The sequence below is a fragment of the Bacillus spongiae genome (assembly GCF_037120725.1).
Taxonomy (GTDB): Bacteria; Bacillota; Bacilli; order Bacillales; family Bacillaceae_K; genus Bacillus_CI; species Bacillus_CI spongiae.
In genome coordinates this window covers 51,604-64,802 of record NZ_JBBAXC010000020.1, presented here as the reverse complement: position 1 = coordinate 64,802, position 13,199 = coordinate 51,604, and the positions used below count along the sequence as shown (strand labels likewise).

13 protein-coding genes and 2 pseudogenes are annotated in these 13,199 nt (G+C 35.1%); 4 read left to right on the top strand and 11 right to left on the bottom strand.

Features of this window, described 5'->3' with window-relative positions; translation table 11 throughout:
* Positions 1–288 (top strand): annotated as a pseudogene (locus WAK64_RS19080) (hypothetical protein); the annotation flags it as partial.
* Positions 289–908: 620 nt separating this feature from the next.
* Here WAK64_RS19080 and WAK64_RS19075 read toward each other — a convergent pair.
* The 5 genes from WAK64_RS19075 to WAK64_RS19055 all read right to left on the bottom strand — a co-directional run bounded on the left by WAK64_RS19075 (position 909) and on the right by WAK64_RS19055 (position 5,350).
* The gene (locus WAK64_RS19075) at positions 909–1,826 is read right to left on the bottom strand and encodes a NosD domain-containing protein (protein ID WP_336588601.1); all 918 of its coding nucleotides are present in this window, start codon (positions 1,824–1,826) and stop codon (positions 909–911) included.
* A 62-nt stretch (positions 1,827–1,888) separates the two neighbouring features.
* On the bottom strand, positions 1,889–2,887 hold the full coding sequence (locus WAK64_RS19070) for a NosD domain-containing protein (RefSeq protein ID WP_336588600.1): 999 nt from the start codon (positions 2,885–2,887) through the stop codon (positions 1,889–1,891).
* A 45-nt stretch (positions 2,888–2,932) separates the two neighbouring features.
* Positions 2,933–3,241 carry an alpha-helical endospore appendage domain-containing protein gene (locus WAK64_RS19065; RefSeq protein ID WP_336588599.1) on the bottom strand — a complete coding sequence of 103 codons (309 nt, stop codon included), beginning with the start codon at positions 3,239–3,241 and terminating at the stop codon, positions 2,933–2,935.
* 575 nt (positions 3,242–3,816) lie between these two features.
* Entirely contained in the window at positions 3,817–4,743 is a 927-nt protein-coding gene (locus WAK64_RS19060) for a DNA/RNA non-specific endonuclease (RefSeq protein ID WP_336588598.1), read from the bottom strand.
* Between the two features lie 286 nt (positions 4,744–5,029).
* Positions 5,030–5,350: a hypothetical protein gene (locus WAK64_RS19055; RefSeq protein ID WP_336588597.1), complete on the bottom strand. Its 321-nt coding sequence runs from the start codon at positions 5,348–5,350 to the stop codon at positions 5,030–5,032.
* Between the two features lie 349 nt (positions 5,351–5,699).
* On the opposite strand from WAK64_RS19055, the gene WAK64_RS19050 reads away from it, so the two are divergent.
* The gene (locus WAK64_RS19050) at positions 5,700–5,837 is read left to right on the top strand and encodes a hypothetical protein (RefSeq protein ID WP_336588596.1); all 138 of its coding nucleotides are present in this window, start codon (positions 5,700–5,702) and stop codon (positions 5,835–5,837) included.
* A gap of 110 nt (positions 5,838–5,947) precedes the next feature.
* Positions 5,948–6,667: a hypothetical protein gene (locus WAK64_RS19045; protein WP_336588595.1), complete on the top strand. Its 720-nt coding sequence runs from the start codon at positions 5,948–5,950 to the stop codon at positions 6,665–6,667.
* A gap of 430 nt (positions 6,668–7,097) precedes the next feature.
* Here the strand turns inward: WAK64_RS19045 and WAK64_RS19040 are convergent.
* From WAK64_RS19040 to WAK64_RS19025, 4 genes and pseudogenes are all read right to left on the bottom strand, one after another.
* Positions 7,098–7,397 (bottom strand): annotated as a pseudogene (locus tag WAK64_RS19040) (transposase); the annotation flags it as partial.
* Positions 7,398–7,499: 102 nt separating this feature from the next.
* Positions 7,500–7,751 carry a hypothetical protein gene (locus tag WAK64_RS19035; protein WP_336588594.1) on the bottom strand — a complete coding sequence of 84 codons (252 nt, stop codon included), beginning with the start codon at positions 7,749–7,751 and terminating at the stop codon, positions 7,500–7,502.
* A gap of 533 nt (positions 7,752–8,284) precedes the next feature.
* On the bottom strand, positions 8,285–9,211 hold the full coding sequence (locus WAK64_RS19030; RefSeq protein ID WP_336588593.1) for a manganese-dependent inorganic pyrophosphatase: 927 nt from the start codon (positions 9,209–9,211) through the stop codon (positions 8,285–8,287).
* A gap of 662 nt (positions 9,212–9,873) precedes the next feature.
* Complete coding sequence (locus tag WAK64_RS19025; protein WP_336588592.1) at positions 9,874–10,749, bottom strand: helix-turn-helix domain-containing protein; 876 nt, start codon at positions 10,747–10,749, stop codon at positions 9,874–9,876.
* Positions 10,750–10,813: 64 nt separating this feature from the next.
* On the opposite strand from WAK64_RS19025, the gene WAK64_RS19020 reads away from it, so the two are divergent.
* Positions 10,814–10,963: a hypothetical protein gene (locus WAK64_RS19020; RefSeq protein WP_336588591.1), complete on the top strand. Its 150-nt coding sequence runs from the start codon at positions 10,814–10,816 to the stop codon at positions 10,961–10,963.
* 217 nt (positions 10,964–11,180) lie between these two features.
* On the opposite strand, the gene WAK64_RS19015 is transcribed toward WAK64_RS19020, so the two are convergent.
* Positions 11,181–11,696: a sigma-70 family RNA polymerase sigma factor gene (locus tag WAK64_RS19015; RefSeq protein WP_336588590.1), complete on the bottom strand. Its 516-nt coding sequence runs from the start codon at positions 11,694–11,696 to the stop codon at positions 11,181–11,183.
* A 266-nt stretch (positions 11,697–11,962) separates the two neighbouring features.
* Positions 11,963–13,120: a glycerate kinase family protein gene (locus tag WAK64_RS19010; RefSeq protein WP_336588589.1), complete on the bottom strand. Its 1,158-nt coding sequence runs from the start codon at positions 13,118–13,120 to the stop codon at positions 11,963–11,965.
* Positions 13,121–13,199 lie beyond the last annotated feature (79 nt).

Below are 13,199 nucleotides of genomic sequence, written 5' to 3'. Positions count from 1 at the left end.
GTGAGGGTAGTCGCATCTGATTCTCAGGTGACACTGGAATGGGATATGGTAGAAGATGCTACACATTATCTAGTTGGAAGATCCACTACACCAGGAGAATCATCTTTGATCATTAGTGATCCGTTAGAACCTACTACATTATCTTATACTGATTTAACTGTAGAAAGTGGAGTAACGTATTACTACACTATTTGGGCAGTGGTAGACGGTCAGTCTCTACAACCGTCTAATGAAGTTTCTATAACACCTCAAGTAAACTTAAATTCAGAAAGAATATCTACTCTTTAAAACCTACGTAAACATTAAGTAGCCCAGAAACAAGAATGAATTTGTTTCTGGGTTATCTTTTATTTGATTCACTTTTTTTCAGAACTCTATAAATTGAGGAGAGACTCGTTGACCAAGGTTAAACTTATCGATGTTTTCTTTATTGGTTAGGAGGTCGATAGTGGGTAGCGTTTCAAATAAATACTAATGAGGCTAATACAGAGTCAAATCGTTCTTTTTTATCGATTCAACCTTACTTTATAGAATAGCATTTATCATTAAAGTTTAGAAAATGACACAACGTATTTGATTAGTTTTCCAACATTCTGTATAGAAAAAACAGTACATTTTAGTTTTATCTCGAATTCAATCCTTCAAGAATATGGCCCTTTCCACAAAGAAAGATCTATACTCTTACTCCTGAACTGCACCCAATTGTAGAAGACTAGAATTCGAGATAATTTTTGACATAGCTAAGTAGCTCTTCCTTCATTTATGTGACTAAATAAGAATCAACCAGATAATAATTTTACATCGAATTATTTTTAGTAAATCTTGGTTTACTAAAGAAAAGAGCTAGAATACAATGCATTTTATCAAAAAAAGCGCGATATTAAATAAACTGCACGCTTGGTGTTCGTTTAGGTACATAGTCCAGGAGGTGAGCTATTACCACATTTGTTGCCGTCAAAGGTATTGTTAGGTGGTTCAGCACCTGGCTCAGCTTCGATGTCAAATTCGACGTTATTTCTTGCTTTATTGAAACGGATAGTGTTGTCGAATGCCCCATTTTGGATTAGGATTCCTGCATTAGTATTTGCAGTACCGTTGTTACGGACAATGTTTGAGTCGATGACGTTTTGCTCAGGAGATCCGTTTAAGAAAATTCCATTTCCTTCGTTGTTACACAATATATTCACAATAATGTTATTGTTATCCGCAGTAGTTGTTAATTGTATTCCATTAGATTTGTTGTTAAGAACAGAATTCGTAAATAAATTATTAAAATCTGTAATTATCAAAAAACCGACTTCATTATTTTTTGCAAGGTTTTTATTTAAAATGTTATTTCTATTTAAAATGATATACCCACTATCTAAATTCTGAAAACTATTATTTTTCTGGATGCAGTTATGTTGCCCTGTAATGTCAAAACCCCTATTATTAAATGAGGCTATGCAGTTAACAATTAAATTACTATTTGTAACTATTGCAAACCCACTACCTGTTGGTCCCAAATTAAACTTCGATTCAATATTTTTTACTACATTGTTATCAGAAAATATTTCGATACCATCATCTTCAAACCCTTGAACGGTAAATCCTTGTAGTATCGTTCTATCACCACTTACAACCACACCATTATTACTACCTTGTGCAGGAGCACCCTCAATAATTGTCCGACCAATTCCACAACCGAAGATTTTTAAATTATCAATTGTGACTTCAAACCCATCAAATTTTCCAGTTAAAATTTTGATGCTGTCCCCGGAGCTTGATGCGTCAATAGCATCCTGAACCGTTGGAAAAGCAACTGTAGGTACAATTCGTAAAACCATAATTTTTTTACCTCCCCCCTTCAATAAATTTTCATGATGCTAGATACAAAAAGGTTTCGACATTAATTAATCCCCGGGTCACACGCTTCAGGTGGACTACTTGGGTTATCTGTACACACATTACCATTATAAATATTTGGCGTTGCAAGACCTGCTTCATCCAAAATGCTGAAGTCTTCATTTAACTTTAATTTATTAAAGGTAATCGCATTCGGATTTACAGTACCTGCACCATCGATTACAAAAATTCCTGAATCAATTAGAACTCCCAACGGAGACCCGTTTCCTCGAGCAATATTTCCATCAACACGATTCCCATTTGGTTCAGAACCTACGTCTCCAACCAAAATAATACCATGGTTAATATTATTACAAGATCGGTTCTCTTTTATTAAATTATTATCTGTTTGACAATTTATCCCAATGTTATTTTTTTGAGCTAAATTTCCAACTAATGTATTACTTCCACCCGTTATTAATAAAAACCCATCTTGAGCGTTTTGTTTCCCGATATTATCTACCAGTTGATTGTTTGTGCCTGTCACATAATACCCTCTTCTATTTTCATTACTTGAATTTTCGAATAAGCAGTTATCTTCTCCCATAATTGCAAAACCGCCACCCACTTCTACATTAAAAGTAGCAAAATTATTCACAAGCGTATTATCATTCGTTTGAATATCAAATCCAATTCCGTTGAATGTCGCTTCGATATCTTGAATCACACAGTTATCACCACTTAAGTTCGGTCCTATCTGAAGGAGGACACCGCTACCACTATAGTTTTGTACGGTAAAGTCCTTTAAATAAGTCTGTGGTGACCCATCAATAACAACACCATCACTTGCTCCTCCAAAAAAGATAGTTTTCCCGATTCCACAACCAGCGATTCGAACACGTTCAAGAGGGTCTCCATTTTGATCTTCATCCGGTAGCACAAATGAAGGAAATGTCCCAGCTCTTACTTCAATTGAATCTCCCGATACAAGAATAGGAGGAACAACGTTATCAATCACAGCCTGAACGGTAGGAAAGTCATCTGGTACAATAAAAATTGTCATTTTTCTCCCTCCTTTCTAATTAGATATTGTCTTGACTGTTCATTCCTAGCAATCGTCTACTGTCTCAAATAATTCAAGCACGTTTTCTACTTTGAATTGAAGCAACATTTCCTTTTTAATAACATGTTTAAGTGTTTCGTTTACGTTATCATTCACTGCAAGCAAATCTTCGATCGTTAAGCAATCATCTTCAAAAGCCATAACAGCTGCTTGAATTTTCTCTCCTTCAGCGTTCATAATGTGCGCGAGAGCGAGCTCTTCTTGTCCTACGGTGGCTAGAAGAAATAAAAGCGTTTGGTTTTTATCTAAATCAGGTAATCCATTAAATGGATCTGGAAAGTTAGGTTGTCCCATCAGGATCATCTCCTTTCTCCTTGATTTTTCCTCCTATTATTTTATGTAAATAGAAAAAGAATGCCTGTACAAATAACTAGATTGACATAAAAAAGCTACGTGTATTCGTTCCACGTAACTTTCGAAAGGAGGAATGGGATTTTTCAGGTAGTCCCATTATTAATATATGAAAGTTTTATAATAGTGATTGCACCACTAATCTCTTCTATAGCGTATTCTTTCAAATTTACAGAACGGAGGAATGACGGTTAAGCCTAAAAGGTTCTTTTTCAAATGAACTTAAGCTAAATGGAAATGAAAATCAAAATATGGATTGAGCACTTTCCCCTCAGTTTTCCATAACCCCGTAAAATTACTAGAAGACTAAACTTCACTACGAACCACCAACATCATTCAAATAGATTTCGCATTTATCTCGAATTCAAGTCTTCAAGAATCTGGCCCTTTTCTGGTATAACTATATTGTCGTTCAGATTTTCTATCTCTAATTATAAAAATCCCTTTGGATCTATATCCAAAGGGTAAAGCGTCGTATCTTTTTTATAAACATCGTGACTTTATTTCAAATCTACAGTTTACTCTCCAACCATCCCATCTCCATCATTATCTCGCATGTAGGGGTATAACCAATGATCACTCATTATTGGCATACTGAAACCAGCTGCTTTTGCTTCTTTAATTGTCACCTGTCCATTACCGTTAGTATCAACGCTAGAAATATCACCGTTTGGGTTTGAACTCGTTGAATCGGAAGGCTCACTATCTGATTGGATTACTTCATCAGGATTCACATTGTCAAATGTATCAACAATTTCGTTACCCATTAAAGTATAGGTATACTGATAACTTGAAGGAATCTGTGTTTCCGTATTCGGATATGTAATAATAGCTTCAAAATTAGTGGCTCCACCTGCACTACGGATCCCGTCTTCCATATAAGCTTGATCACCAAATCGGTTGAGATTACTATCTTGTGGAGTAATATTATAAGCGTTCGATACCCCTCCGAGAGAATCAGCAATAATATGTCCTTCATCTAAGACATCACTTTCGACACCAGGAACCTTTGCCTCATCAGAGTAGTATCTGCCAGACGATAATACAGGCTCGTTACGGCCATCTTGTAAAATGATTTCGTCTGCAATGATACGTACCAGTTGCCCGTATTCATTAGTAAATGCCCAATATTCACGGTCCCCATAACCAATGTCAACAGCGACGTTAGATTCGCGATACCCAGACAAATCACCACCATCAACTTCAATAAGTTTGTATCCTGAGAACAGGTCATCATTTGATTCGCTTGGTGTTTCCTCTACTACTGGTTCATCAACAACCGTAGTGGTAGCTTCGCCCTTTTCACTATTCTTATTTGTATTAACTTTGGTTACTTCTTGTGGATCTGTTTCTTTATCTGTAATGGATGCATCTTCTACGTTGGTACAACCAACCATAAAGATAATCGTGAAAAGTAAGATTAAATAGTTCATTTTCTTTTTCATTTTGGGACTCTCCTATAATAGTTTCATATGGTTCATTCTAAAAATCTCGAATAATATTTTTCTATCATTTTAGCATATAGTACAATATTATTATGTATTATCTCAAATTCAAGTCTTCAAGAATATGGCCCTTTCCACAAAAAAAGAGCCCAACTCATACTCTGAATTGCGCCCTTTTGCCGATGACTTGAATCGAAAATATCATAAATGTCTGTATAAGAGGAATTTCCAATAACAAATTAGTTTTCTCTTTCTAAATATTTTCTCGCTAAATCAAGGGCTACAGTTATTTTAATTCTTTGGTCTTTGCTTTCCTCACTCTACTTAATACGTTCTCAACCCAATCTTTCAATTTATACTTTACATCATAATGATCTTTTGCATTAAAAAGGAACATTCCTGTTGGTGTGTCTTGGTATTCCAATTTATTTAATAGAAGATTATCTTCATAATCATCTAAAAATCCATCTAAGAACACATCCCAACTCCCATCCTTCCTTTCTTCCACAATCAATTCAATGTAACATTCATAAATTGGTTCCCAGCATTCTCCATGAAAGTGTTTCCCTGTATACTGACTTTCTATAAAGTATTCTTCACTCTTCATCCAACTCACTCATTGAATGTTGAATTAATAGCTTCGTTACCAATTAATAGAAATCCCCGATTCAAAAAAGGGGCTTCCCCTCACAGAAAAGCACCCGATCGTATTATAAGGTTAACCGGAGTTATTATATATCTGGTTGACCTATTTTTTATAGGTTATTCTTTAGGTAGTCGGGGTAGGACGTGAGCGCCCGTGGGACTTGATCCCGTCGACTATACTGCCCACCCCCTACTTGTAGAAACATGTTTGAGGCTGGTTGGGGCAGAGACCCCGCATAACAAGCGAAGCTAGTTACTACAAGATAGACAGGGGCTACCGACAAATTTACCAAAAGGAGATGTGATAACGTATGGATCCAGTGATTGGCCTGGATGTCACAACAGGAGAAAGCAACCTTTCGGAAAGACCTTCAAATTTAAGCATGATACCAATGGATTACGTGATTTCTTTAAGTTTTTTAAAGAGGTGGAAAGCCACGCTGAATTAAAACCTGTCATTGTTTTTGAATCTACGGAAAGGGTGCTTTAATAGTAATTGACTCGTTTCATTTCCCCTGTATAATAGAGGGATGTCTGTTTTTAGAAGGGAATAGTCCTCATGAATAAAATACCAAACAAATTTTTGATATCGCTTTTATCCATTGTTCTAATTGGTGTAGTAGGATTTAAACTTATATCTGACCAAAAAATTAATAAGGAATATACTATTGAACTTACCTCTGAAACTATTGAAAATGAATTTTCAAACTGGTTACCTGGAAATGAAAAAGTGAAAATTTATGAAATACACAAACTAGGTTCTAGCAATAAGGCGGTCGCATTTTTTTCATACGAAGAAAAATATGATGAAGACCATGTAGTTCTTCTCATCATGAAAAAAGGGAAAAATAATAAATACAAATTTATCAGTAGTGGTTCTGGTTCTGGTTCTGGTTCTGGTTCTGGTTCTGGTTCTGGTTCTGGTTCTGGTTCCATGACACACCCATCATCACATGTAATCGAGACAAACAAAGGTACCTATGCCTTATTTTTTGGTGAGAAAAATAAAGAAATTAAATCTTTGATTGCAGATATTTACATAATAAATGAAGAAGCTAACGTAAGCGGTTCAAATAGTTGGACTCAGACTGTTTCTGAATTAGACATAACTTCATCTCCAAGGCTCAAGTCAAAAGAAGGAGCTATTATGTTAGAATTACCTGAAGATGAACAATTCATGATGATAGCCGAAATTCCGAACAGTCGAGGAAGGGAAGTAGCTGTATCCGTTACTTGGTTAGATGAAAATGGATCAAATATTTTTTTAAGACAAGAGTAGTCTTGGATCAATTTTAAAGTAGGACCATTTGTTGTAATATAGACAAATATGAAAACGGAACGAGGAAGAATGAATATTCTAGTGTCTATTTGACATTACTATAGGGCTTTAAAAATACGATGTGAAAAAATATTAGTGTACACGTAATATAAATGGAGTTATTTAAAGTGGTCGTGAATTTAAATGTTATAGATTGCGCAGTTTTGGATGAGGATATTAGAGTCTGTAACGCCGAATTCGTTATTATGAACGCAATGGAATAATTATAACTTATTCTTAAGTCACTATGTAAACTTGGGTATGAGTGAACTTGATACGATCAGAAATCCTTATCTAACTAGAACTCTCCTTTAATGGGAGAGTTTTTATAAAAATTTTGTGAAGAAATTAATCGTTAAGGGTTTGTTAAATAAAGTGTGTAAGTCCTAATTTACTCTAGGTATTTTAGGCCTCGATTTTTAAGGTGTTCGCGGACTAAAAGTTGGGTCATTACGATAGACCAGTTTTGAATATGTCCACCATCCCATTTATTTTCTAATTCTTGAATACGTAAATAGAGGAGTTTAAAGAGGGCATTTTCATTTGGAAATGCTCCTTTTTTCGTCACCTTACGAAAGATAGAATGGATACTCTCTACCGCATTTGTCGTATACTTACCTTCTTGTAAATCCCAATAGTAGTCAATTCTTATTGATAAATCGGTTAAGTTATTTGTCCACTTAACATCTATTATATTACTATCAGTAAAGTCAAATTCACTTTCAATTTCGCCAATATTACTTGCGATAGACCACCTACTTTTCTCCTTATGCCAATCGAGGATAGTGATATTTTATGACTGATATGCTGTTTTTTCTGGAAACACCCCTCCTTCTCTAGAAAAGATTACCGCCAATCTTCTTGCAGCTCTTTTATAATAAAACTCAGATGAAAAATTTGGATCTGGTATAGGTTTTATCTCATATAAGCGCCCTGTTATTTTATTTAATTCTATTTTCCCTATAATGTCTTCATTAGGTCCAAACCTGTAGACTACAACTTCATTATTTTCATATTCTTTTATTAATAACACGAACGATGCCATAACTATTCCTCCTTTTATGGGTTTCATATACGGCCAGAATTTACTGTCCTATCACTTTGTTATTACTACTCATCTATTCTTCGTTATATTTCCGTAATCTTAGTTTACACCTTGCCAAATTGAAATAGCCTTAATTGTCCATTGCTTGTTCTATTATATACTAGATAAAATTCTTATTTATCTCGAATTCAAGTCTTCAATTAAATGGCGTTTAATGGAACAACACTACTATCAATCACGCCTTTAGAAAAACTCCTACAAAGGAGGAAGACAGTGTATCTTTTTAGTGACCGATACAACTTTATTCGTAATCTACACAAAAATGTCGATAATAGAAAAACGTAAAACAACTATGGACGTTTAAATGTGATTGCTGAATCTTGAGTAACTGTATGAGAAGATAATAGATACTCTTAGCTGTGTGGTAATACTATCTTTTTGGGGAAATTCTTTGTACAACATACATGAATAAATATAAAAAACATGGAGGCTATCCTGTCAGATAAAGCCTCCATGTTTTAAATGACAATGTACTACTTTAATGCACTTGTCAAAACTGGAACAATTTGTTTTTTTCGAGATACAACGCCTTTAAGCAAGGCCTTATTATGATCTAAACGTACGTTAAAAGCCTCTTCTACTGAATCCGCTTTTCTTCCTAAGACAATGGCAGTTGAATCATTTGTTAAGATATTCGTTACAACAAAAACAAATAAATCCAATCCTTTATCTTCTATTATTGCTGATAAAGCTTCTTCAAGTTCGGCCTGACGACCTAAGACGTCATTTTCCTCTACAACATTGACTTGAGCAACCTCTACTTTACTATCACCCATCGTAAATTCTTTCGCATCTAAAGTAATCAATTCTGCAACGGTTTTCGTACTCATATCGGCACCGGCTTTTAGCATTTCCAGTCCATATTTATCTAACTCTATTCCTGCAATGACCGCAAGTTCTTTAGCTGCTTCTACATCTTCTTCTGTACAAGTAGGGGATTTTAATAGTAATGTATCTGAGATAATTGCTGATACCATTAACCCAGCCATTTCTTTTGAAATATTTTTACCTTTTTCTTTATATAGTTTATTTAATATAGTAGCCGTACAACCAACAGGTTCTGCACGATAATATAACGGATCACTTGTTTCAAAGTTTGCAATACGGTGATGATCAATTACTTCAAGCACTCGAACATCATCAATATCATCTGCACTTTGTTGTTTTTCATTGTGGTCCACTAAAATAACTGTTTTGGCTTCAGCTGAAACGTTTGTGACTAGACGAGGAATCTCTACCGGAAAATACTTCAACACAAAGTCTGTTTCGCCATTTAAATCTCCTAAACGAATCGGTTCTACGTTGGCACCTAACTGTGATTTTAAATCAGCATACACGATTGCAGATGTAATCGTATCTGTATCCGGGTTTTTATGTCCGAAAATAAGCGTTTTCTCCATAAAAATTCTCCTTTTACCTTATATAATGTAGTTTTTTCGAATCTTATTTTAGCATATTTTATAACGTGAGGATTACTTAAAGTCACTTTTTTCTAAAATTGAATGGGTTCATCAAGCTTCCCTCTGTAATTTGGCTGTATAACTTTCTACTAACAATATCTCATATTTAACTTGGACCATAATTACCTTCTGTCTCATTGTGGTCAAGGAAAATCATTTTATTCATCTGTTTATCACACTCACTTGGGTAGTACAAAATACCATAATGACAATATACATTTTAATCCTTTTTATACACAACTTACTAAAAGACGTCCTGTAGAACGTGTCTACTCCTCAACATGGACATGATAATAGATTTTAATTAACGTCGCTATTTTTCCACAAAAATTTCCTTCTTATTTGTATTGTGGACATCTAGCAATTATAGGCTTATTTCAAAAGGTTAAGTCCTTGTCATAGCAAGAGTATTGCTATTGTGCCAATGACAAACATTGCTCATTCATCTTTTCCTAGCTGATAGATAATAATGGAAAAGTATTTCCAATATTAAAATGTTAATATTCTGAAATATTTTAAAAATCTTGCAGTATACTTTACATCAGAAAGGAGATGATGATTGCTTGAGATGCTCGTTTAGCCTTTAAATAAACTCTTCTTGGTTAACACAATTTTGAGAGCTTTTCATTTACGATGCTGACTCTATCATTGGGGATCTTCATGTCGAGAATACTTTTAGATTTTTGGTACCATTCTATACTCTCGTTTACATTACCCATTTTTTCATGGTTGACGCCTAATTGATAATAGAGTTCACCTAAATTAGAGATGGATTCATCCTTTAAACTTCGAGAAATCCCTACATGACAATAATCAATGGATTTTTCATATAACTCTTGAAGCGTTAGGACCTTAGCAAGATTATAATAAACCTTTGTTAGCAGTGGGTTTAAGGTAAGGAAAGGGAGTTTATCGTGGATGGAAACAATTTTTTCGAAGTAACCTATCGACTGCTTAAGCTTCCCTTCTTCTGCATGAATAATGGCTAAGCTATTTAGAATCTGTGCATCTTGAAAAGAAAAGATAAGAGAATCTGAAAGGTTTAATGCAGCATTTAAAATTTGAATCGAGCGGGAAGTATTTTTTTGCTCATAGTACACGCAAACGCCCTCTGCCCATAACACAAATTGATACATATTCCCTTTTTTCAGGGAAGATTTATTGGTTTGTAGTTTCAGTAGCTTTAACGCATCAAAATAATCATTATTGACGATGTGTTTTGTCACTAGCTCACGGAAATTTTGGACAAAGTTAAACTTTGGATACTCTGCCATTAAAAACAAACTGTCTAAGGAGATCCCCAGTTTATACGCTATTTGTTTTAAAAGAATAGAATTAGGAACAATGCTTTCATTTTCAATTTGGCTAATCAAAGATTGTGTGCAAATCCCAGAAGCTAAGTCTTTTTGTGAAATGCCAAAATGAAACCTTAATTCTTTAATTGTATCTCCTATATATAAGTCACGATATTGATCCAAAGTTTTAACTCCAATCATCATTTTTTTATAATCTAAATTCGAAAAAAACTAAGGAGGAAATAACATGTTGAAAAAGTTAGTAATTGTAGGTAGTTTATTATATATTATCGGAGGTTCTTCTATCACAGCAGACGAAAGTAACGTCTCTCTTTTCAATTCTGAACTGGGAACTGGAATACATTTGACGGATGAAGACCTACCGTTTAAACATTAATTAATATTTCTGTAATTATCATACCAACATTGGGTATTTATGTAAATTGAAAACCAATAGATATTCTTAAACTTTTATACCCAATATCACGAGGAATTTAAAAGGATGCAAATATTCATTTGCATCCTTTTAATGCTGCTCTTTCTATTAAATCAATAATCGTACTACAGCGACCTTTATAGGCTTTATTATCCTACCATCTTATCTAGTATATTGGTTAGTAAACGAATAGATTACTTACACATGCTGACTTTGTAGAAAGATAGCCTCTAATTTTATCTGTAGCTCCTTTTCTCCACTTTTTCACGGCGGAGGTTGACACATTCTCTATTTTCGCAATCTCTTGAATTGAAAGCATGTAGACGCACGTATAGAGCACCCATTTTGTTTGATTTTCAGTGAGCTGAAAGCAATAGGATAGTAAGAGCTCTCGTTGAATAAAAGGTGGTGAAGCTTCGTCCTTGATAGAACACCAAAATTCTTCACGTGGATAGACCATTCTTTCTTCATTCTTGCGAATATTGGCTAACTCCGTTAACAATCGTCCTCGAATATAGGAATAAGCAAATGTAGAGAAGGATCCCTTATGATGATCAAAGCGTTCATTCGCTTCCCATAAAGCAATCAAACCCGTTTGATAAAATTCTTCTTTATTTTTATAAATAAACAGAGTTTGTATTATTTTATGAATCATAGGCTCATATTGTTTACTCAAAATCTCAAAACATTGCACAATTCGATTCCTTTCAAAAAGGTGCACCTTCACTTTAATTCCTAGGTAGCTATACTGTACAAAAGAATAGTTCAGAGGACAAAAGAGTAAATTAGCTTTATTTATGTTTATTCAAAACGTTCTATTATCCAAAATGACTTGTTTCACCACACTATACATAGAAAACAGTAAAAATAAATATAATTCAAATTTTTTCAGAGACCATTACACAGTTCATACGGGTTAAAAGTCACTCTATCAATACGTACTCTAAAGGTTACGGCTAATTACCCGCCCTTCATTACATGAGAGGTTTTCATCAGTCGTACTACTTGTTCAACCGTCGTTTCGATTTGCTTTACTGCCACCTCTCTTTTCAAAGCAGCAGGCAAAGGAAGACACTCCGTTTGAATAGAAAAGGCTGCATCTATGTACTGGTTAATATTATGTAAGTCCGTGTTGACCCTTCCTGCAATTCCTATGACCTTTTTTCCGTGCTTTTTGGCCAGCTTTGCTACTCCAATTGGAACTTTCCCCATAAGTGACTGTTCATCAAGACTTCCTTCACCTGTAACAATAACGTCTGCTTCCCTTATTTTTTTCTCAAGGTTCGTCAACTCCATTACCATCTCTACCCCTGGCTTTAAAACTCCCTTTAAAGCAGAGAGTAATGCTCCTCCCACACCACCTGCTGCCCCAGAACCAGCGACTTTTTGTAAATTGACACCATACGTTTCTTTAAAAAGGGCAGCAAGTCTTACCATGGCTGCCTCCAACTTTACAACTTCATCCGTTTTTGCCCCTTTTTGCTCTGCAAATACATATGACGCCCCTTGTTTTCCATAAAAGGGATTCATCACATCACTTACAATAACAAACTGACATTCGTCTATTAATGACATTCTTTCCTCATCTGAAAACGACACGACTTCTAACAAAGGATTACCATAACTTCCAATTTCTTTTCCTTGCTTGTCATAAAACTTCCACCCTAGCGCTTGTAGCATCCCCACTCCGCCATCATTTGTGGCACTTCCTCCAAGAAAAACCTTGATATTTCGATAACCGCTAAGGACCGCATCCTTAATTTGCTCACCTAATCCGAATGAATTAGCACTCATTGGATTACGTTTTTCCTCGGGGACTAGGGTTAAGCCGCTACTACGTGCGCTTTCAATAAGGGCGATTTCTTCTTTTTCATGATTGAACACAACATAGCTAGTGACAATAGGATTCATGAGTGGATCGAATACGTTAATTTCTCTTCTTACCGTCTTTTGATGTAAAGCAATGACGTCGATTGTCCCTTCTCCTCCATCAGCCATCGGTGAATTTTCTACGATGGCTGTAGGCATAGCTGAAAGAATACCTTGCCTGGCCGCTTCGCCTACTTCAAAAGCAGAAAGTGAACCTTTATAAGAATCGCTCGCTATTAAAAAGTTCATGATAATCCCCCCTTCCCCACCTATTTTAACCGAAAAAAAAAGATGGTGTCATAAACCATCACGATGATCTTACTTATCA